Origin of the sequence: Streptomyces cyaneofuscatus (genome assembly GCF_033109485.1) — a bacterium.
Classification (GTDB): domain Bacteria; phylum Actinomycetota; class Actinomycetes; order Streptomycetales; family Streptomycetaceae; genus Streptomyces; species Streptomyces cyaneofuscatus.
Map to the genome: position 1 here is coordinate 1844720 of NZ_CP137002.1, position 20687 is coordinate 1865406.

The following is a 20687-nucleotide window of genomic DNA, read 5'->3' on the forward strand; positions in this document are numbered from 1 at the left end:
GAGAGCCTGACCCGGCAGGCGGGAGCCCAACAGGCCCGCCGGGCCCATCATGGAGGTATGCCCGAAGGAGACACCGTCCTCCAGACCGCCGCCCGGCTGCACGCAGCGCTGGCGGGGCGGGTCCTGACCCACGCCGACCTGCGCGTTCCCCGGTTCGCCACCGCCGACCTCAGCGGCCGCACCGTCCTCGACGTCACGGCACGCGGCAAGCACCTGCTGACCCGGGTCGAGGGCGGGCTGACCCTGCACAGCCACCTCCGGATGGACGGGGCCTGGCGGATCTACGCACCGGGCGAGCGCTGGCGCGGCGGCCCCGGCCACCAGATCCGCGCGGTCCTGACCAACACCGACCACACCGCCGTCGGCTACCGCCTCCCCGTCCTCGAACTGCTGCGCACCAGCGAGGAGAGCAAGGCCGTCGGCCACCTCGGACCGGACCTGCTGGGCCCGGACTGGGACCCCGGCCTCGCCGTGGAACGCCTCCTCGCCGCACCCGACCGCCCCCTCGGCGAGGCCCTCCTGGACCAGCGCAACCTGGCGGGCATCGGCAATGTCTACAAATGCGAGCTGTGCTTCCTCGCCCGCGTCACCCCCTGGCTCCCCGTCGGCGGCCTCCCCGGCGGAACGCTCCCCCGGCTGGTCGCCCTGGCCCACCGCCTCCTCGACGCCAACCGCGACCGCCCCACCCGCACCACCACCATCCGAGCCGAGCGCCGCCCCCGCCCGGGCACGCCGCCCCCCGCACCCGCCGGAAGGCCTCTCCCGCCCCTCCGGGTGCAGAACCCCCTCTACGTCTACGGCCGGGGAGGCCGCCCCTGCCTGCGCTGCGGCACCCCGATCCGGAAGTTCGACCAGGAGGACCGGCCCACGTACTGGTGCCCGGCCTGCCAAGCGGGCCCGACGCCCTGAACAGCTCAAGGCCCGCACGCTAGTTGACGCCCCGTCAGATCCGGTCGTACGGTCGCGTCATGCCCCTCTCCGCGCACGACGCTTACGACCTCACGGGCCGCTCCGCGTTCATCACCGGCGCCGCCGGCGGTATCGGCCGGGCCAGCGCCGTCCTGCTGGCCGAGGCCGGAGCGACGGTCCACTGCGCCGACCGCGACGAGACCGGCCTGCGGAGGACGTACGAGGTGATCACGAGCGCGGGCGGCTCGGCCCGCACCCACCCGCTCGACGTCACCGACCGGGACGGGGTCCGCGCGGCTGTCCGGGCGGCGGACGAGGTGGACATCCTGGTCGCCGTGGCCGGGATCATGCACACCAGCAGCGTCCTGGAGACGGAGGACGACGACCTGGACCGGGTACTGGCGGTCAATTTCAAAGGAGTGCTGTACGCCTGCCAGGAGGTCGCCCACTCCATGATCGCCCGCTCCGCGCCCGGTTCGCTGATCACGATGGCGTCCGGCGCCGTGGACTCCGCGAGCGCGGGCCTGCTCTGCTACAGCGCGGCGAAGGCTGCCGTGGTCCAGCTCACGAAGACGCTCGCCACCGAGCTGGGCCCGCACGCCATACGGGTGAACGCGGTGGCCCCGGGCTGGATCCGTACGCCGATGACCGACCGGCACGGAGCCGGACAGCAGCAACGGACGGAGGCCACGATGGCCCGGATCTCGCCGCTGGGCCGGGTCGGCGAACCCGAGGACGTCGCCCACACCGTGCTGCACCTGGCGTCCGACGCGTCGGCCTTCATGACCGGCCAGATCCTCCGCCCGAACGGCGGCGTCGCCATGCCCTGGTGAGCCCCGCCACAAGCCGTCCAGGGGCCGCCTCAAACCGCCGTGGCCCGCCCCGTGAAGCCTCCCCCTCCGGCCCCGCACACCCGACCGGCTCCCCCACACCCCCCGACGAACCCCCAAGGACCCCCGAGCCCCCCGACGCCACATGGACCGGCAGCAGGCTCAGCCCCCAGCCCCCCGCCGCCACCGCCCCCTCCACCGCACCGGCCTGCTCCGGCTGGAGCACCAGCCGCAGCACCGCCCACCACCACAACCCGCCGAGGACCAGCGCCGGTATCCACCGCCGTATCATCGCTGCCCTCCTGCGGCCGACGTCCTTTCGGGCAGTTTCCCCTGGCAGCGGCACCACTGCATCCAGAACGGACGGCCGAAGGGGCACCCGGCCCGAAACCCCGAGTGCCCCCGCCGATGACCGGCGGGGGCACTCGGGGCAGGGGGGCGCGAGGCGCCACCGGCCGCTACTTGTCGTCGCGGAGCGAGTCCGTGACGCCCTTCGCGCGGTCGCCGGCCTCGTCGACCTTGTCCTTGGCCGTGGCCTTGGCCTGGTCGGCCTTGCCCTCGGACTCCTTGCGGCGGTCGCCGGTCAGCTTGCCGACGGCCTCCTTGCCCTTGCCCTTGAGCTTGTCCATGGCGTTGTCACCAGTCACGATGTCGGTTCCTTCCGCTCAGGCACTTTCGGCCTGGAACATCCAGGCGTGCTTTTCGAGGTCTGCTGTCAGTGAGATCAGGATGTCCTGGGTGACGGGATCCGGCGCGTCGGTCACCTCGATGCGCTCCCGCATCCGGCCGATAACCACACCCAGGGCGTCCACGAGCGCCTTCACGGCGTCGGTGTCCTTGATCCAGCCTTCGGGGACGGACCGGATGGCGGTCTCCTTGGCCACGGTCGCGGAGCGGCCGTCCGGGTTGACCCCGATCGCGGAGGCTCGCTCGGCGACCGTGTCGGAGTGCTGCCGGGCTGTGACGACCACGTCGTCGAGCTGGAGGTGCACGGACCGGAAGCGCGGGCCGACCACGTTCCAGTGGATCTGCTTCGCCACGAGGGAGAGGTCGACCAGATCGACCAGCGCGCCTTGCAGCGCTTCTCCGACGAGCTTGAGATCGCTCTCGGACAGTGGGCTCTTCACCACAGACATGCACAACTCCCATCCGTCAGGCGTACTGCTGACCGTCGTCAGGCGTTTCGCTGACCGTTTCGGCGCACCACTCACGATGACACAAAAGAAACAAAACAGTCATGTTGGCCTCAACCTCCGTCTGCCCGCTCCCTCGCTCCTCACACACGAAAGCCGCACACGAAAGCCGCACACGAAGGGACACGGAAAAGCCGCACACGCGAAAGTCCCGGCCGGCCCCTGGGGGGGGCCGACCGGGACTCCGGTCGAGCGCTGTTGCCGCGCGCGGGTCAGGCGGCGACGACGTCCACCGCTTCCGCGGGCGCCTTGATGGTCACCCGTCCCGACGGCACTCCTGCGACCGACGACACGGAGACGGAATTGAGCATGGGACGAACCGGTACTGGGACCGGATCACTGGCAGCTGCCGACTCGGCCAGCTCGGCGAGCGAGAGCTCGTCGCTCACTTCCCGCATGAGCTCGGACATCCGTACGTCAAGCGCGTCGCAAATCGCGGAGAGCAGCTCGGAGGATGCCTCCTTCTGCCCCCGCTCCACCTCGGACAGATAACCGAGCGAGACCCGGGCGGACGAGGAGACTTCGCGCAGAGTACGGCCTTGGCGCTGGCGCTGCCGACGCAGCACGTCACCCAGCAGGCGACGGAGCAGAATCATCGGTGGCTCCCTCCTCGGACCGCGTAGCCGCATCCTTCACGCCCTACCGTACCGCCTTGTGCTGCGGCCGTGCGGGGAGCGATGTCGTGTTCACTCAGGGCTGCAAACATCAATTCCCCCCGATCTGTTCCGTATCCTGTGCCCGCGCATTCTCTCCGAGTTCGCCGGCCAGCAGATCGAGGGCGCTTCGTACACTCTCTCTACGGATGTCCGCCCTCGAACCATTCAATCGCAGAGCGGACACTTTCTCGACGCCGGAAGGTCCCGCGACAGCCACGTAGACCGTCCCGACGGGCTGCCCGTCCTGCGGTTCCGGGCCCGCGACGCCGGTCGTGGAGACGCCCCAGTCCGCACCGAGGGCACGGCGCACCCCCGCCGCCATCTGCCCCGCGACCTCGGAATCGACCGCCCCGCGCTCCGCCAGCAGGGTCCCGTCCACACCGAGGATCTCGCCCTTGAGGGCCGTGGCGTACGCCGTGACCGATCCCCGGAAGGACCGGGAGGCACCGGGTACGGAGGTGAGCTCGGCCGCCACCAGGCCGCCCGTCAGCGATTCGGCGACGGCGAGCGTCTCACCGCGCTCCACGAGCAGCTCCAGCACCCGGGCAGCAACGGCAGCGGCTGTCACCGCTCGGCCTCCGCGCCGTCACGCGCGCGCACGGCGGGCTCCACAGCCGTCGAACCACCGGAGACCCGCACCGCCGCCCCGGAAACACCGGCATCCGTCACACCGGCCGACCCGGCATCCGTCACACCGGAGGCACCGGCGTCCGCCGCAACGGCACCAGGAGACCCGGCCGCCTCGTTCAGCGCTTCCGCGGTCCGGCCCACGGCGGCCCGCTCGGCGGCGAGGCTCCTGCGGCGCAGGACGACGGCCTGGCGTACGTAGTCGAGACCGGTGACGACCGTCAGCACGACGGCCACCATCATCATCCAGAAGCGCAGGGTGGCCAGGGGGCCGGTGAGCACCAGGACGTACATCCCGGCCGCCGTCCCCTGCGCCAGGGTCTTGAGCTTGCCGCCTCTGCTGGCCGGGATCACCGCGTGCCGGATCACCCAGAACCGCATCAGCGTGATGCCCAGCTCACGGGCGAGGATCACCCCGGTGATCCACCACGGCAGATCGCCCAGGATCGACAGCGAGATCAGCGCGGCGCCCATGATCGCTTTGTCGGCGATCGGGTCGGCGATCTTCCCGAAGTCCGTGACCAGGTTGTACGCCCGCGCCAGATGACCGTCGAACAGGTCGGTGATCATGGCGATGGCGAAGGCCGCCCAGGCGAAGGAGCGCCAGACCGGGTCGTACCCGCCGTTGTGGAACAGCAGCAGTACGAAGCCGGGGACGAGCAGCAGCCGCACCATGGTCAGGATGTTGGCGATGTTCCACAGGCTGGCCTGGTTGACGGCCGCGGTGCCCAGCTTGCCGCCGCGGACCGGCTTCGCGCCGGAACCGCCTGCCGCGGATGCCGGGGCTCCCGTCATCTGGCCGCCTCCGCAAGCTCGTGGTGTTCGGCCACCAGGTCGACGCCCTCGGTGCCCACTGCCTTTGCCTCGACCATACGGCCCGGCACGAGTCCCTCGCGTGTGGTGAAGACCACCTGGCCGTCCGTTTCCGGGGCCTGGTGCGCGGCGCGGCCGATCGCGACCTCGCCGTCCTCGTCCGACTCGATGGACTCCACGAGCACCTGGAGGGTCTCGCCGACGCGCTCCTCGGCCCGCTGCGAGGTCAGCTCCTCGGCCAGCTGCGAGATGTGGGCGAGCCGCTCGGCGATGGTGTCGGCGTCCAGCTTGTTCGCGTAGCCGACGGCCTCGGTGCCCTCCTCGTCGGAGTAGCCGAAGACGCCGATGGCGTCGAGGCGGGCGCCGGTGAGGAAGCGTTCCAGCTCGGCGAGGTCGGCCTCGGTCTCACCGGGGAACCCGACGATGAAGTTGGACCGGGCGCCGGCCTCGGGGGCCTTGCTCCGAATGGTGTCCAGGAGCTCCAGGAAGCGGTCGGTGTCGCCGAAGCGGCGCATCGTGCGCAGCACGCTCGGGGAGGAGTGCTGGAAGGAGAGGTCGAAGTACGGGGCGACCTTCGGCGTCGAGGTGAGGACGTCGATGAGACCGGGGCGCATCTCGGCGGGCTGGAGGTAGCTGACCCGGATGCGCTCGATGCCGTCCACGTCGGCCAGCTCGGGCAGCAGGGTCTCCAGCAGGCGGATGTCGCCGAGGTCCTTGCCGTACGAGGTGTTGTTCTCGGAGACGAGCATGACCTCCTTGACGCCCTGCTCGGCCAGCCAGCGGGTCTCCTGGAGCACGTCCGAGGGACGGCGGGAGATGAAGGAGCCGCGGAAAGAGGGGATGGCGCAGAAGGAGCAGCGGCGGTCGCAGCCAGAGGCGAGCTTCACCGAGGCGACGGGGCTGGTGCCGAGCCGGCGGCGCAGCGGGGCGCGCGGCCCGGAGACCGGAGCGACGCCTTCCGGGAGGTCCTCGGGGGCCGGGGCGGGCGTCTCCTGGGCGTGGCCGGGCAGCGCCACGGCGGCGTCCTGCCGCTCGGCGGGGCTGATCGGGAGCAGCTTGCGGCGGTCGCGCGGGGTGTGCGAGGCGTGGATGCCGCCGTTGAGGATGGTCTGGAGCCGGTCGGAGATGTCGGCGTAGTCGTCGAATCCGAGGACGCCGTCCGCCTCCGGCAGGGCCTCGGCGAGGTCCTTGCCGTAGCGCTCGGCCATGCAGCCGACGGCGACGACGGCCTGGGTGCGGCCGTGGTCCTTGAGATCGTTGGCTTCGAGCAGGGCGTCGACGGAGTCCTTCTTGGCGGCTTCGACGAACCCACAGGTGTTGACGACTGCGACATCCGCGTCCGAGGCGTCCTCGACGAGGTCCCAGCCGTCCGCTGCCAAGCGGCCTGCAAGCTCCTCCGAGTCCACCTCGTTACGGGCGCAGCCAAGAGTGACAAGGGCGACGGTACGGCGTTCGGGCATGGACTCAAGACTACTTCGTCCCGGCGGCCCTCCCGCCGAGCAGGGTTGCCTGGCCCTCCGCCTGTTACTCCCCGTAGCAGGCGCGCAAGGCGGGAGAGACGCCGACGGGCGCCCGGCACGAGGCCGGACGCCCGTCGAAGGGGTGGGAAGGCGCGGGGTCAGCCGGCCTCGGGGTCACCCTTGGTGTACGTGAGCCGTTCGACCTGACCCGGCTCGAATCGGTCCTGGAGCTTCTTCCCGTTCACGAAGAGCTCGATCGCCCCGGCGTTGCCGAGGACGAGGTCGATGCGCTCCTTGTCCTGGAAGGTCTTGGACTCACCTTCGAGCAGCAGCCCGTCGAAGAGCAGCCGGCCGTTGTGGTCCTTGACGGAGATCCAGCTCTTGCCCTGGCTCGCGCCGAGCTTGACCGTCACCTTGTCCCGGGGGGCGGCGGCGATGGCACTCTCGGACGGCACGGGCGGGGGGTCGGCCGGCTTGGTGGTGGTGGGTTTGGCCGCAGTCTTGTCGGGCTTGGAGCCCTCCGCGACCGTGGCGGTGTTCGAGGGCTTGTCGTCCCCACCGTTGAAGAGGGTGAAGCCGACGAAGCCGATGACGGCGACGATGGCCGCGACCATGGCCGCGGTCCAGTTGGGCCGCCGCGGTTCGGAACGGATGCGCTCCGCTTCGAACAGCGGAGCCGCCGGGGTCGGTGCGGGACGGCCGCCGTGATCACCGTCGTAACGCTCGACCAGAGGTTCCGGGTCGATACCGACGGCACGGGCGATGTTGCGGATGTGGCCGCGTGCGTAGACGTCGCCGCCACAGCGCGAGAAGTCGTCCTCCTCGATCGCGTGCACGATGGGGATGCGCACCCGGGTGGAGCTGCTGACTTCCTCGACCGTCAGACCTGCGGCGATACGAGCCTGCTGAAGGGCACGACCGATCGAAGGCCGGTCGTCTTCGGGGGAGTTGCCGATGGACACGGGGGCGCCTTTCGAGCGTGAGCCACCTGCTGGATGTTCAGTCTAGGGGGGGTACGAAAGGGAGGGGCAACCGGGAGGGACGGCTTTGTACGCCATCGGGTTCGCCGGACGGCCCCGCGGACCGCTCCACGGACGGAGCGGGGACGGGACCGTGCCCCGATCGAGGACTGGGCAACCTGGAGTGGGCCGAACAGGGTGGGGGACAACGGGCTGGGCGGGAGGGAGGAGCATCGTTCCTCCCCTCCCTCCAACTTGACGTACGACCGCACGAAACGGTTGCCCACGAAACCTTTACGGGTGGATTACCCCTCTGGAGCGGATTCCCCGCGGATGACGGCCAACACCGCGTCGAGCTCGTCCGGTTTCACCATGACGTCGCGCGCCTTGGATCCCTCGCTGGGGCCGACGATGTTCCGGGACTCCATCAGGTCCATCAGCCGCCCCGCCTTCGCGAAGCCGACGCGCAGCTTGCGCTGGAGCATCGAGGTCGACCCGAACTGGGTGGAGACGACCAGCTCGGCTGCCTGGCAGAGCAGGTCCAGGTCGTCGCCGATGTCCTCGTCGATCTCCTTCTTCTGCTTCGTACCGACCACGACGTCGTCCCGGAAGACCGGGGCCATCTGGTCCTTGCAGTGCTGGACGACGGCCGCGACCTCGTCCTCGGTGACGAAGGCGCCCTGCATACGGGTCGGCTTGTTGGCGCCCATCGGGAGGAAGAGCCCGTCGCCCTTGCCGATGAGCTTCTCGGCGCCGGGCTGGTCGAGGATGACCCGGCTGTCGGCGAGGGATGAGGTGGCGAAGGCGAGCCGGGAGGGCACGTTCGCCTTGATCAGACCGGTCACCACGTCGACCGAGGGGCGCTGGGTGGCGAGCACCAGGTGGATTCCGGCGGCGCGGGCCAGCTGGGTGATGCGGACGATGGAGTCCTCGACGTCGCGCGGCGCGACCATCATCAGGTCGGCCAGCTCGTCGACGATCACCAGGAGGTACGGGTACGGGGACAGCTCCCGCTCGCTGCCCTCAGGCGTCTTGCACTTGCCGGTGCGCACGGCGTGGTTGAAGTCGTCGATGTGCCGGTAGCCGAAGGCGGCCAGGTCGTCGTAGCGCAGGTCCATCTCCCGCACGACCCACTGGAGCGCCTCGGCGGCCTTCTTGGGGTTGGTGATGATCGGCGTGATCAGGTGCGGGATGCCCTCGTACGCGGTGAGCTCGACGCGCTTGGGGTCGACGAGGACCATCCGGACGTCCTCCGGGGTGGCCCGCACCATGATCGAGGTGATCAGGCAGTTGATGCAGGAGGACTTACCCGATCCGGTGGCGCCGGCGACCAGGACGTGCGGCATCTTCGCCAGGTTGGCCATCTCGTAGCCGCCCTCGACGTTCTTGCCGAGCGCCACCAGCATGGGGTGGTCGTCCTCGGCCGCGTCCGCGAGGCGCAGCACGTCACCGAGGTTGACCATCTCCCGGTCGGAGTTGGGGATCTCGATACCGACGGCGGACTTCCCCGGGATGGGCGAGATGATCCGCACGTCCGGACTGGCGACGGCGTACGCGATGTTCTTGGCGAGCGCCGTGATCTTCTCGACCTTCACGGCGGGGCCGAGCTCGATCTCGTACCGGGTGACCGTCGGACCCCGGGTGAAGCCGGTGACGACGGCGTCGACCTTGAACTCGGTGAACACGTTGGTCAGCGAGGCGACGACGGCGTGGTTGGCCGCGCTGCGGGTCTTGCCGGGCCCGCCGCGCTCCAACAGGTCGAGCGAGGGCAGCGAGTACGTGATGTCGCCGGAGAGCTGGAGCTGCTCGGCACGGGCGGGCAGGTCCCCGGTCCGCTCGGGAGCGGGCTTGGTCAGATCCGGTACGCCACCGGGGTCGACGGGCCCGGAGGCGGAAGCCCCTGCCTTGCCCGTGTCCCCCCGGTCGTTGCCCGCGCCTGCCCGGTCCTTGCCCGCGGCGCCGTGCTGTCCGGCCTCCCGGGCTCCGGGCACGGGGGTGGAGCCGGTACGGTCCCGGTCCACCGAGACGCCCTGGGTCAGGTCGGCGACGACCGGCGAGGGCGAAATGCCGTTGAGCACGGCCCCGTCGAGTGCGGCGGCCGCGGCCGCGGCGACGTCCACCGCGTCCATGGTCCGGTTCATCGCGGGCTGAGCGGCGGGCCGGCGGGGCCGCCTGCGCTTGGTGAGTGCCTCGGCCTCGGCGCTGTCGTGGTCGTAGACGGCGTCGTCGTCAGGGGCCTGTCGGCGTCCGGAGCCGCGCCGCGTCCCGGCGGGCAGCGCCTCGCGCCACTGCTCGTCGTACCGCTCGTCGTCGTCCTCGTACACCTCGCCGGGCTCGTACGCGGGCTCCACGATGCCGAGGCGGACGCCGAGCTGGCGCAGCCGGCGCGGGATGGCGTTGACCGGGGTCGCGGTGACGACGAGCAGGCCGAAGACGGTGAGCAGCACCAGCAGCGGTACGGCGAGGACCTCGCCCATCATGAAGATCAGCGGCTTCGACGCGGCCCAGCCCACCAGCCCGCCCGCGTCCTGCATCGCCTCCGTGCCGTCCTCGCGGCCCGGCGACCCGCAGGCGATGTGGACCTGGCCGAGGATGCCGACGACGAGGGCGGAGAGCCCGATGACGATGCGGCCGTTGGCGTCGGGCCGCTCCGGATACAGGATCAGCCGTACGGCCATGGCGCCGAGCAGTATCGGCGCGAGCAGATCGAGCCGGCCGAACGCCCCGGTCACCAGCATCTCCACCAGATCGCCGACCGGCCCCTGGAGGTTGGACCAGGTGCCCGCGGCCACGATCAGCGCGAGGCCGAGGAGCAGGAGGGCGAGGCCGTCCTTGCGGTGGGCGGGGTCAAGTCCCTTCGCACCGCGCCCTATGGAGCGGAACACCGCGCCGACGCCGTGGGCCGTGCCGAGCCAGATGGCGCGCACCAACCGGTAGACGCCGTTGGTGGGGGACGGTGCGGGTTTGGGCGCGGGCCTCTTGGCCGGCGCCTTCTTCGCGGGTGCCTTCTTCGCGGGCGCGGTCGACTTCTTGGGGGCGGTCTTCCTGGCGGGCGCGGCTTTCTTCGCCGGCCCCGGTGTACGGCCGACGCGCTTCGCGGTGCCCGCCGTGCCCTGGGAACCCTTGCCGGACGTACGTGAGGCCATGGTGCCGAGGTTACCGTTGTCGACGCCCGTGAACACGTTCGCCTACTGGTTCACCCGACCGTGTCGCCTCCGCATGACCGGGAACTGACGCGCCCTCATGGCGAGGAGCGCTCCGGACACGGTCCGAAGCACTCCTGATCCGTACGGATGCCCCTGGTTCTCCTGCTGCGCGGCCCTAGTTCTGAGCGGGCAGGATTCCGGCGCCGCCGCCCGTGCCCGGCTCCAGCGCGTCGAGCGCGCGGCGCAGGCCGGTCAGCTTGCGTTCGAGATGGGCCGCCGTGGCGACGGCCGCGGCGTCGGCGGACTCGTCGTCGAGCTGCTTGGAGAGGGCTTCCGCCTGCTCCTCGACCGCCGCGAGCCGCGCGGAGAGTTCGGCCAGCAGACCGGCCGGCTCCTTCTCGTGCTCGCCGCCCGCGTGGCCGTCGCCCTCCAGCTGGAGCCGCAGGAGCGCGGCCTGCTCGCGGAGCTTGCAGTTCTTCATGTACAGCTCGACGAAGACCGAGACCTTCGCCCGCAGCACCCACGGGTCGAACGGCTTGGAGATGTAGTCCACCGCGCCGGCCGCATACCCGCGGAAGGTGTGGTGCGGGCCGTGGTTGATCGCGGTGAGGAAGATGATCGGGATGTCCCGCGTCCGCTCCCGCCGCTTGATGTGGGCGGCGGTCTCGAAACCGTCCATGCCCGGCATCTGGACGTCCAGCAGAATGACCGCGAAGTCGTCCGTGAGCAGCGCTTTGAGCGCCTCCTCCCCTGACGATGCCCGGACCAGTGTCTGATCGAGCGCAGAGAGGATGGCCTCCAGCGCCAGCAGATTCTCCGGCCGGTCATCGACCAGGAGGATCTTGGCCTTCTGCACCATGGCCCGTCCTCCTCGCCCCGGAAATGCACCGGGTGCCGCCCCAGAGGACGACTCCCTTACGCCGTCCGTCCTTGTGCCGGTCATGGTAGCCGCACCCCGCCCGTCACCACACCCTGTCACCGCGATGTCACTGTGCACATACCGCAAACGCGGTGGGAGACCAGAAGGTTCCCCGGATACAGGGCGTTCACACCCGTTCGCGCACAGCCGATCAACAACTCACGCCGATTCGCTCAGTATCCCATCACTCTCCGTGCATCCACTGCTCCATCACCGCCAGCAGGTGATCAGGATCGACCGGCTTCGTCACATAGTCGGAAGCTCCGCAGTCGATCGCCTTCTCCCGGTCGCCCTTCATCGCCTTCGCGGTGAGCGCGACGATCGGCAGCCCGGCGAACTGCGGCATCCGCCGGATCGCGGTCGTGGTCGCGTACCCGTCCATCTCGGGCATCATGATGTCCATCAGCACGACCGTCACATCGTCGTGCTGCTCCAGGACTTCGATCCCCTCGCGGCCGTTCTCCGCGTACAGCACGGCGAGACCGTGCTGCTCCAGCACGCTGGTGAGCGCGAAGACGTTACGGATGTCGTCGTCGACGATGAGCACCTTCTCGCCGCGGAACCGGAACGTCCGCCGGGGCGCCGGAGCCTCCTCCGTACCGGCCGGGCTCGCCTGCACCCACTCCTCCTGCGGAACGCTCTCACCGGCCGGCCGCCCGGCGGGCAGTGCGGGCCGTCGGGCCGCGTCCCCGAGGGCCTTGCGCCGCCGCCGGAACACCCCGGCGGAGTTGGCCGGGTCCCCCAGCGGGGCCGAGTCGCCGTTGGGCGACCCCTGCCCGTTCTCGGACCCGCCGCCCAGCCCCTCACTCGAACCGGAACCCACCTGCGGGTAGCCCTGGGGCGGCAGTTCGGCGCGGTGCAGCGGCAGGTACAGCGTGAAGGTGGAGCCCCGGCCCGGCTCGCTCGCCGCGTGGATCTCGCCGCCGAGCAGCCGCGCGATCTCCCGGCTGATGGAGAGCCCGAGGCCGGTGCCGCCGTACTTGCGGCTCGTCGTACCGTCCGCCTGCTTGAACGCCTCGAAGATCACCAGCATCTTGCTGGAGGCGATCCCGATCCCGGTGTCGGTGACCGAGAAGGCGATCAGATCGGCGTCCGCGTCCCGCAGCGACCCCGCCTCCAGCAGGTGCTCCCGGATCGCGTTCGGCACATCGGCGCCGGCCGGGCGGATCACCAGCTCCACCGCCCCGCTGTCGGTGAACTTCACCGCGTTCGACAGCAGGTTGCGCAGCACCTGGAGGAGCCGCTGCTCGTCGGTGTGCAGCGTCGCGGGAAGCTCCGGCGACACCCGTACGGAGAAGTCGAGGCCCTTCTCCGCGGTGAGCGGGCGGAAGGTCGCCTCCACGTAGTCCACCAGCTGGACCAGCGCGATCCGGGTCGGGCTGACGTCCATCTTGCCCGCCTCGACCTTCGACAGGTCCAGGATGTCGTTGATCAGCTGGAGCAGGTCGGAACCGGCTCCGTGGATCGTCTCGGCGAACTCGACCTGCTTGGGCGAGAGGTTGCCCTCGGCGTTGTCCGCCAGCAGCTTGGCGAGGATCAGCAGCGAGTTGAGCGGCGTGCGCAGCTCGTGCGACATGTTCGCCAGGAACTCGGACTTGTAGCGCATCGAGACCGCGAGCTGCTCGGCGCGCTCCTCCAGGACCTGCCGCGCCTCCTCGATCTCGGTGTTCTTGACCTCGATGTCGCGGTTCTGCTGGGCCAGCAGCTCGGCCTTCTCCTCCAGTTCGGCGTTGGACGCCTGGAGGGCCTTCTGCCGGTTCTCCAACTCCTGCGAGCGGTCCCGCAGTTGCTCGGTCAACTCCTGGGACTGCTCAAGAAGCTTCTCCGTCTTGGTGTTGACGCTGATCGTGTTGACGCTCGTCGCGATCATCTCGGCGAGCTGGTTGAGGAAGTCCCGCTGGATGTGCGTGAACGGCTGGAACGAGGCCAGTTCGATCACACCGAGCACCTTGCCCTCGAAGAGCACCGGCAGCACGATCACATGCGCGGGCGGCGCCTCGCCGAGCCCGGAGGAGATCTTCAGATACCCCGGCGGAACGTTGTCGACCTGGATCGTCCGCTTCTCCTCGGCCGCCGTCCCGATGAGCGTCTCACCGGGCCGGAACGAGGTCGGCATCGAACCGGCGGAGTAGCCGTAACTCCCCCGCATCCGCAGCTCGTACGCGTTGTCGTCGGCGTTGTCCGGACCCACCTCGTCCGAGTCGCCCGGCGACATGGCCAGGAAGAACGCGCCGTGCTGCGCCGAGACCACCGGCGTCAGCTCGCTCATGATCAGCGAGGCCACGTCGTCCAGATCGCGGCGGCCCTGCATCAGACCGGAGATCCGGGCCAGGTTGCCCTTCAGCCAGTCCTGCTCCTTGTTGGCGAGGGTGGTGTCGCGCAGGTTGGCGATCATCGTGTTGATGTTGTCCTGGAGGACCTGGATCTCGCCGGCCGCGTCCACATCGATCTTCAGGTTGAGATCGCCGCGGGTCACCGCGGTGGCGACGGCCGCGATGGCGCGCACCTGACGGGTCAGGTTCCCGGCCATCTCGTTCACCGACTCGGTGAGGTCGCGCCAGGTGCCGTCCACGTCCCGCACCCGCGCCTGACCGCCCAGCTGCCCTTCCGTGCCCACCTCGCGGGCGACCCGGGTCACCTGGTCGGCGAACGAGGAGAGCTGGTCGACCATCGTGTTGATGGTGTTCTTCAGCTCCAGGATCTCGCCCCGGGCGTCGATGTCGATCTTCTTCGTCAGGTCGCCCTTGGCGATGGCCGTGGTGACCGTGGCGATCTGCCGCACCTGGCCGGTCAGGTTGGAGGCCATCGAGTTCACGGACTCGGTGAGGTCCTTCCACGTCCCCGAGACTCCCGGCACCCGTGCCTGGCCGCCCAGCTCACCTTCCGTACCCACCTCACGGGCCACACGCGTGACCTCATCGGCGAAAGAAGACAGCGTCGTCACCATGGTGTTGACGGTGTCGGCCAGCTCCGCGACCTCGCCGCGCGCCTCCACGGTGACCTTCTTGGTCAGGTCGCCGTTGGCGACGGCGGAGGAGACCCGGGAGATGTTCCGCACCTGGCTGGTCAGGTTGTTGGCCATCAGGTTGACGTTGTCGCTGAGGTCCTTCCAGATGCCGGTCGCCCCGCGCACCCGCGCCTGGCCGCCGAGGATGCCCTCGGTACCCACCTCACGGGCCACACGCGTGACCTCGTCGGCGAAGTTGAGCAGCTGGTCGACCATCGTGTTGACGGTCGTGACCAGTTCGAGGATCTCGCCCTTGGCGTCGACGGTGATCTTCTTGGAGAGATCGCCCTTGGCGACCGCGGTGGTGACCTCGGCGATGTTGCGGACCTGGAGGGTCAGGTTGTTCGCCATGCCGTTGACGGACTGGGTGAGGTCCTTCCACGTACCGGACACGCCCTGCACCTCGGCCTGTCCGCCGAGGATGCCCTCCGTACCCACCTCGCGGGCGACCCGCGTCACCTGCTCGGCGAAGTTGGAGAGCTGGTCCACCATCGTGTTGAGGGTGTTCTTCAGCTCCAGGATCTCGCCGCGCGCGTCCACGTCGATCTTCTGCGACAGGTCGCCGCGCGCCACCGCCGTGGCGACCTGCGCGATGTTACGGACCTGGGCGGTGAGGTTCCCCGCCATGCCGTTCACCGAGTCGGTGAGATCGCGCCATACTCCGGCCACACCGGGCACCTGCGCCTGGCCGCCGAGCCGGCCGTCCGTACCCACCTCACGGGCTACGCGGGTCACCTGGTCGGCGAAGGCGGAGAGCTGGTCGACCATCGTGTTGATCGTGTTCTTGAGCTCCAGGATCTCGCCCCGGGCGTCCACGTCGATCTTCTGCGACAGGTCGCCCCGCGCCACCGCCGTCGTCACCTGGGCGATCTGCCGCACCTGGGAGGTGAGGTTCCCGGCCATGAAGTTGACGGAGTCCGTGAGCTCCTTCCACGTACCCGAGACGCCGTCCACCCGCGCCTGACCGCCGAGGCGGCCCTCGGTGCCCACGTCCCGGGCCATCCGCGTCACCTGGTCGGCGAAGCTGGACAGCTGCGCCACCATCGTGTTGACGGTGTTCTTCAGCTCCAGCATCTCCCCGGCCACGTCCACGGTGACCTTCTGCGACAGATCGCCGTTGGCGACCGCCGTGGTGACCTGGGCGATGTCCCGGACCTGGCCGGTCAGGTTGCGGAAGGCGGTGTTCACCGAGTCGGTGAGGTCCTTCCACGTCCCCGCGGCCCCCGGCACCTCGGCCTGCCCGCCTAGCCGGCCCTCGACGCCGACCTCCCGGGCCACGCGCGTCACCTCGGAACCGAAGGACTGGAGCTGGTCCACCATCGTGTTGACGGTGTTCTTCAGCTCCAGCATCTCGCCGGCCACGTCGACCGTGACCTTCTGCGACATGTCACCGCTGGCCACCGCGGTCGTCACCTGCGCGATGTCACGCACCTGGGTCGTCAGGTTCCGGAAGACCGTGTTCACCGAGTCGGTGAGGTCCTTCCACGTTCCCGCGGCGCCCGGCACCTGCGCCTGGCCGCCGAGGAGCCCCTCGCCACCGACCTCGCTCGCCACACGTGTCACTTCGTCCGCGAAGGTGCGCAGCGTCTCGGTCATCTGGTTGATCGTCTCGGCGAGCTGGGCGACCTCGCCGCGCGCGCTCACCGTGACCTTCTGCGTCAGGTCACCGCTGGCGACCGCCGTCGTCACCTCGGCGATGCCGCGCACCTGGGAGGTGAGGTTGCCGGCCATCGTGTTGACGGAGTCGGTGAGGTCCTTCCACACCCCGGCCACACCCGGCACGGTCGCCTGACCGCCCAGCTCACCCTCCGTACCCACCTCACGGGCAACGCGCGTCACCTCGGAGGAGAACGAGGACAGCTGGTCGACCATCGTGTTGACGGTGTTCTTCAGCTGGAGCATCTCGCCGGCCACATGGACGGTGACCTTCCGCGACAGATCGCCCTTGGCGACCGCCGTCGTCACCAGCGCGATGTCACGGACCTGGGCGGTGAGGCGGTACGCCATGGTGTTGACGGAGTCCGTCAGGTCCTTCCAGGACCCGGACATCCCGCGCACCTGCGCCTGGCCCCCGAGCTTGCCCTCGGTACCCACCTCGACGGCGACCCGGGTCACCTGCTCGGTGAAGACCGACAGCTGGTCGACGAGGTTGTTGACCGTACGGGCGACCTTCAGGAACTCGCCGCGCAGCGGCCGTACCGTCTCGTCCTGTGTGTGCGACCGCAGCTCCATCCGCTGCTCCAGGTCACCGTCGGCGACCGCCGACAGCACCCGGCCCACTTCGGACACCGGCCGCGCGAGATCGTCGACGAGCTCGTTGGAGGCGTCGATAGCGGCGGCCCAGGAGCCCTCGCAGGCCCCCGTCTCCAGCCGCTCGGTCAGCTTGCCCTCACGCCCGACCACCCGCCGTACCCGCGCCAGCTCACCCGTGAGGTGGAGATTGCGGTCGGCGACCTCGTTGAAGACCGCCGCGATCTCCGTCATCACGCCGTCGCCGGAGACGGTGAGCCGCCTGCGGAAATTGCCGTCGCGCATCGCGACGAGTCCCGCCAGCAGTCTGTTCAGAGCTGCCGCGTCGACCTCGACGGTGCCATTGCGCTGCTTTTTCACGGACTGCCCGCCTTTTGTACGCGTTTCTGAACCCCGCGCCGCCACGCCAGACTCCACCGTGTCCCTCCCGCAGGGGTTGACCGTTTCGCTCGGGCCTATCCGGAAGCTTGCCCAGCTCCACTGTGGACCACCGCCACAGCACACCGTCAACGGGTGACCGTGCGGACGTCAAATCGTTGCAACGTACCAGGCCGGAACAGGTCGGCGGGCAACCTCCCCCGCTTGCACCCCGTCACTCCTACCGGAAGACATACTCGTGCGCCCGCGCACAACTCCTGCGGCGTCCTGTCCCGATCTCGGCCCTCGTGTACCCGGCACCCATGAGATACGTCTAGCCTGGCAAGCGAATCGAAGCGGCGAGAAACGGGCACAGGACTCGGGGAAGCGACGAGACACCAATATGGGGAGTGCTGTGATCACCGCGCGCGCGGCCGCCACCTTCGAACCGGTCGGGCGCTCGGTCGCGACCGCCCGCGCCTTTGTCCGGGACACCCTCCAGGGGTGGGGATACAACGATGTCGTCGACGACGCCGTTGTCCTCACCAGCGAGCTCGTCACCAACGCCGTCATCCACGCGGGAACGGCGGCCGACGTCCTCTGCCTCCGCACCGAGGACGGCGTACGCGTCGAGGTCGCCGACCACTATCCGGAGCGTGAGGTCCCGCTCCAGAGCAACGGACTCGACTTCGGCTCCCCGGACCGCGAGAACGGCCGGGGCCTGCTGCTCTGCGCCGCCCTGGCCTCCCGCTGGGGCGTCGAGTACACCCCCACCCGCAAACATGTCTGGTTTCAGCTGGACCTCCCCGAGCGCCCGGTCGGCATCCGGTCCGCGGGACCGCTGCTGCCCACCCCACTGCTGCCCGTGGCGGACCAGCGCGTACGGGTCGCGGTCGTCCAGATCGACCACTCCGGCTCGATCGCCGCGTGGAACGACGACGCGGCGTTCCTCTTCGGGCACGGGGCGGACGAGGTATCCGGCAAGCAGCTCACCGACTTCGTGGCCTGGCCGCACACCCCCGGCACCAACACCGGCATCGCGGACGCGCTCCGGCTCTCCCGCTGGGAGGGCAGCTACGGGATCCGCTGCGCCGACGGCCGGGTCACCCCCGTCTACGCCTCGCACCTGCGGGTCCGCGACACCGACGGCGAGCCCTCCACGGTCTGCCTCCTCGTCCGCGACTACGAACGCGCGGTCCTCCAGTCCCCGGTCCGGGCCCCGGTCTCCGACTCCTCGTCCGAGAACCGCTCCACGGACCCGTTCGAGGTCTTCATCGGCTCCCCCGCCCCCGACGACCTGGACGGCCTGCTCCAGCGGACGGTGGAGCGCGCCCGCGACATGCTCGACGCCGACGCGGCGTTCCTCCTCCTCGCCACCGACGACGAGACGGAGCTGGAGGTCCGCGCCACGACGGGCCTCCCCTCGGCCCGCCAGCGCTTCGCGAGAGTCCCCGTCGAAGCCGGAACAGGACGGTACGGCTCCGCCCGGATGCCGGCGGTCCACGAGGACCTGACCGCCGTCCCCGGCGCCGTCCCGCTCCTCACCGACACCGGGATGCGCTCGGTCGTCACGGTCCCGCTGAAGGTCGAAGGCCGCCTCACGGGCTCCCTGGGCGTCGCGGCCGAGGCCCGCGGCCGCTACTCGAACGAGGAGGCCCTGCGCCTCCAGTTCGCCGCCGACCGCATCGCCCTGGCGGTGGAGTCCGCCCGCCTCGGTGAGCTGGAACGCCTGCGCCGCGGCTCCCTCTCCTTCCTCGTCGAGGCCTCCGACCTGCTGGCCGGCACGCTCGACCGCGACCAGACGCTGGCGCTGATGGCCCAGATGACGGTCCCGACCCTGGCCACCTGGTGCGCGGTCTACACGATCGCGGACCAGTCCTCGGACCCGTACCTCTCGTACGTGCTCCACGAGGACGAGGACCTCATCGACGGCCTCAAGGCCCTGCTCTCCAAGATCGACCCGCCCGACCCTGTCCCGACGCCGGGCGCCCGCATCTGGGCCGCCCCGTCCGAGGCCGGTCACCGCGCGGCGCTGTCCACCTCCAGCCGCAGCCTGGCCCACGACGCGCCGCTGAGCATGTCCACGGCCACCCGCACCATCCTCGCCACGGCCCAGGCGGTCGGCGGCGAGACGGTGGTGCTGCCGCTGGTCGCCCGCAACCGCGTGATCGGCATGCTGACGCTCGGGAAGCCCTCGGACGACCACTTCCGCCAGGAGATCCTGGAACTGGCCGAGGACCTCTCCCGCAGGGCCGCCCTGGCCCTGGACAACGCCCGCCTGTACTCGGAACGCATGGCGATCAGCCAGTCCCTCCAGCGCAGCCTGCTGCCCCCGGGCCTCCCCGACGTCCCGAACGTCGAGATCGAGGTCATCTACCGCGCCGCCGGCGAGGGCAACGAGGTCGGCGGCGACTTCTACGACGTCTTCCCGATCCACGACGGTGCGTACGGCTTCGCCATCGGCGACGTCTGCGGTACGGGCCCGGAGGCGGCCGCCGTCACGGGTCTCGCCCGCCACGCGCTGCGCCTGCTGGCCCGCGAGGGCTTCCCCGGCCCGGCGGTCCTGGAGCGCCTCAACGCGGCGATCCTCGACGAAGGCGCCCGCAGCCGCTTCCTCACGCTCCTGTACGGCGAGCTGTGGCCCCAGGAGGACGGCAGCGCCCTCCTGAAGGTGGTCTGCGCCGGCCACCCGCTGCCGCTGCGCCTGCGCCAGGACGGCTCCGTGGAGTCGGCGGCCGAACCGCAGCCCCTGCTCGGCGTCCTGGAGGACCTGGAGCTGTACGAGCAGGAGGTCACCCTGAACCCGGGCGACGTCCTCCTCTGCGTCACCGACGGCGTCACCGAACGCCGCGAGGGCACCCGCATGCTCGGCGACGACGGCCTCGCGGACGTCCTGTCGACCTGTACGGGCCTGACGGCCGGAGCCGTCGCCGCACGCATCCTGCGAGCCGTGGAACGCTTCGCCGCGGAGCCCGCCTCGGACGACATGGCCATCCTGGCCATGCGCGTCCCGGAGCCGCCCCGCGCCTGATGTCCCGCGCCTGATAGACCACGAACGCGAAAGGCCCCCGCCAGTGGCGGGGGCCTTTCGCTTTCTCTCTGAGCCCCAATGCGGAATCGAACCGCAGACCTTCTCCTTACCATGGAGACGCTCTACCGACTGAGCTATTGGGGCCTCGCTGCGCTGTGGCAACGAGGTAAACCATACACGGGATCCGGGGATGTTCATAATCGCGGCCGGCGCGACTTTTGCGGGCCTGCGGGCCCTGCCTCCGGCCGGGAGGGAGGGGCCCGGTCGCCTGGGCCTGGAACGCAGAAAAGCCCCGCACCACAAGGGTGCGGGGCTTTCCCACAAAAATTGTTCGGCGGCGTCCTACTCTCCCACAGGGTCCCCCCTGCAGTACCATCGGCGCTGAAAGGCTTAGCTTCCGGGTTCGGAATGTAACCGGGCGTTTCCCTAACGCAATGACCACCGAAACACTATGAAATTAACCAACACCGGGCCGGGCAAAAACACGGCCGTTCGTTATTTCAGAACTAACACAGTGGACGCGAGCAACT

Annotated in this window: 14 protein-coding genes, 1 tRNA gene and 1 rRNA gene; 3 read left to right on the plus strand and 13 right to left on the minus strand. The window is 70.0% G+C overall.

The features are described from left to right. Window positions 1–57: 57 nt before the first annotated feature. Both R2B67_RS07590 and R2B67_RS07595 read left to right on the plus strand, forming a co-directional pair. Window positions 58–909 (plus strand): Fpg/Nei family DNA glycosylase, encoded by an 852-nt coding sequence (locus R2B67_RS07590; RefSeq protein ID WP_317817065.1) that lies wholly within the window; start codon window positions 58–60, stop codon window positions 907–909. 59 nt (window positions 910–968) lie between these two features. Further along, window positions 969–1742 (plus strand): SDR family NAD(P)-dependent oxidoreductase, encoded by a 774-nt coding sequence (locus tag R2B67_RS07595; protein ID WP_317817067.1) that lies wholly within the window; start codon window positions 969–971, stop codon window positions 1740–1742. On the opposite strand, the gene R2B67_RS07600 is transcribed toward R2B67_RS07595, so the two are convergent. The 11 genes from R2B67_RS07600 to R2B67_RS07650 all read right to left on the minus strand — a co-directional run bounded on the left by R2B67_RS07600 (window position 1690) and on the right by R2B67_RS07650 (window position 17129). Continuing rightward, window positions 1690–2031, minus strand: coding sequence for a hypothetical protein (locus R2B67_RS07600; protein ID WP_317817068.1), 342 nt, complete (start codon window positions 2029–2031; stop codon window positions 1690–1692). The genes R2B67_RS07595 and R2B67_RS07600 overlap by 53 nt on opposite strands. A 166-nt stretch (window positions 2032–2197) precedes the next feature. Beyond that, a complete protein-coding gene (locus R2B67_RS07605) occupies window positions 2198–2368 on the minus strand; it encodes a CsbD family protein (RefSeq protein WP_018516358.1) in 171 nt (56 codons plus the stop codon). A 36-nt stretch (window positions 2369–2404) separates the two neighbouring features. Further along, complete coding sequence (locus R2B67_RS07610) at window positions 2405–2875, minus strand: Dps family protein (RefSeq protein ID WP_026242283.1); 471 nt, start codon at window positions 2873–2875, stop codon at window positions 2405–2407. Window positions 2876–3144: 269 nt separating this feature from the next. Further along, on the minus strand, window positions 3145–3528 hold the full coding sequence (locus R2B67_RS07615; protein WP_003965837.1) for a helix-turn-helix domain-containing protein: 384 nt from the start codon (window positions 3526–3528) through the stop codon (window positions 3145–3147). 109 nt (window positions 3529–3637) lie between these two features. Then, window positions 3638–4129 (minus strand): CinA family protein, encoded by a 492-nt coding sequence (locus tag R2B67_RS07620; protein WP_317824795.1) that lies wholly within the window; start codon window positions 4127–4129, stop codon window positions 3638–3640. A gap of 23 nt (window positions 4130–4152) precedes the next feature. Continuing rightward, window positions 4153–5010, minus strand: coding sequence for a CDP-diacylglycerol--glycerol-3-phosphate 3-phosphatidyltransferase (gene pgsA / locus R2B67_RS07625; protein ID WP_317817069.1), 858 nt, complete (start codon window positions 5008–5010; stop codon window positions 4153–4155). Further along, window positions 5007–6488 carry a 30S ribosomal protein S12 methylthiotransferase RimO gene (gene rimO / locus R2B67_RS07630; RefSeq protein WP_317817070.1) on the minus strand — a complete coding sequence of 494 codons (1482 nt, stop codon included), beginning with the start codon at window positions 6486–6488 and terminating at the stop codon, window positions 5007–5009. The genes pgsA and rimO overlap by 4 nt, the downstream gene beginning before the upstream one ends. 158 nt (window positions 6489–6646) lie before the next feature. After that, complete coding sequence (locus R2B67_RS07635) at window positions 6647–7450, minus strand: helix-turn-helix domain-containing protein (protein ID WP_317817071.1); 804 nt, start codon at window positions 7448–7450, stop codon at window positions 6647–6649. Between the two features lie 302 nt (window positions 7451–7752). Beyond that, a complete protein-coding gene (locus tag R2B67_RS07640; RefSeq protein ID WP_317817072.1) occupies window positions 7753–10593 on the minus strand; it encodes a DNA translocase FtsK in 2841 nt (946 codons plus the stop codon). Between the two features lie 175 nt (window positions 10594–10768). Further along, on the minus strand, window positions 10769–11452 hold the full coding sequence (locus tag R2B67_RS07645) for a response regulator (RefSeq protein ID WP_018516365.1): 684 nt from the start codon (window positions 11450–11452) through the stop codon (window positions 10769–10771). 244 nt (window positions 11453–11696) lie between these two features. Next, the gene (locus R2B67_RS07650) at window positions 11697–17129 is read right to left on the minus strand and encodes a HAMP domain-containing protein (protein WP_317817073.1); all 5433 of its coding nucleotides are present in this window, start codon (window positions 17127–17129) and stop codon (window positions 11697–11699) included. Between the two features lie 400 nt (window positions 17130–17529). Between R2B67_RS07650 and R2B67_RS07655 the strand changes: the two genes are divergently transcribed. After that, window positions 17530–20157 carry a SpoIIE family protein phosphatase gene (locus tag R2B67_RS07655; RefSeq protein ID WP_317817074.1) on the plus strand — a complete coding sequence of 876 codons (2628 nt, stop codon included), beginning with the start codon at window positions 17530–17532 and terminating at the stop codon, window positions 20155–20157. A gap of 71 nt (window positions 20158–20228) precedes the next feature. On the opposite strand, the gene R2B67_RS07660 is transcribed toward R2B67_RS07655, so the two are convergent. Together R2B67_RS07660 and rrf are read right to left on the minus strand one after the other, a co-directional pair. Continuing rightward, a tRNA-Thr gene (locus R2B67_RS07660) sits at window positions 20229–20301 on the minus strand. Window positions 20302–20486: 185 nt separating this feature from the next. Next, a 5S ribosomal RNA gene (gene rrf, locus R2B67_RS07665) occupies window positions 20487–20603 on the minus strand. Window positions 20604–20687 lie beyond the last annotated feature (84 nt).

What these genes read in the sequence shown, in the direction of transcription:
- R2B67_RS07590 (WP_317817065.1), top strand. Translation starts at nt 58, where the DNA reads ATGCCCGAAGGAGACACCGTCCTCCAGACCGCCGCCCGGCTGCACGCA.
- R2B67_RS07595 (WP_317817067.1), top strand. Translation starts at nt 969, where the DNA reads ATGCCCCTCTCCGCGCACGACGCTTACGACCTCACGGGCCGCTCCGCG.
- R2B67_RS07600 (WP_317817068.1), bottom strand. Translation starts at nt 2,031, where the DNA reads ATGATACGGCGGTGGATACCGGCGCTGGTCCTCGGCGGGTTGTGGTGG.
- R2B67_RS07605 (WP_018516358.1), bottom strand. Translation starts at nt 2,368, where the DNA reads ATGGACAAGCTCAAGGGCAAGGGCAAGGAGGCCGTCGGCAAGCTGACC.
- R2B67_RS07610 (WP_026242283.1), bottom strand. Translation starts at nt 2,875, where the DNA reads ATGTCTGTGGTGAAGAGCCCACTGTCCGAGAGCGATCTCAAGCTCGTC.
- R2B67_RS07615 (WP_003965837.1), bottom strand. Translation starts at nt 3,528, where the DNA reads ATGATTCTGCTCCGTCGCCTGCTGGGTGACGTGCTGCGTCGGCAGCGC.
- pgsA (WP_317817069.1), bottom strand. Translation starts at nt 5,010, where the DNA reads ATGACGGGAGCCCCGGCATCCGCGGCAGGCGGTTCCGGCGCGAAGCCG.
- rimO (WP_317817070.1), bottom strand. Translation starts at nt 6,488, where the DNA reads ATGCCCGAACGCCGTACCGTCGCCCTTGTCACTCTTGGCTGCGCCCGT.
- R2B67_RS07640 (WP_317817072.1), bottom strand. Translation starts at nt 10,593, where the DNA reads ATGGCCTCACGTACGTCCGGCAAGGGTTCCCAGGGCACGGCGGGCACC.
- R2B67_RS07645 (WP_018516365.1), bottom strand. Translation starts at nt 11,452, where the DNA reads ATGGTGCAGAAGGCCAAGATCCTCCTGGTCGATGACCGGCCGGAGAAT.
- R2B67_RS07655 (WP_317817074.1), top strand. Translation starts at nt 17,530, where the DNA reads ATGGGGAGTGCTGTGATCACCGCGCGCGCGGCCGCCACCTTCGAACCG.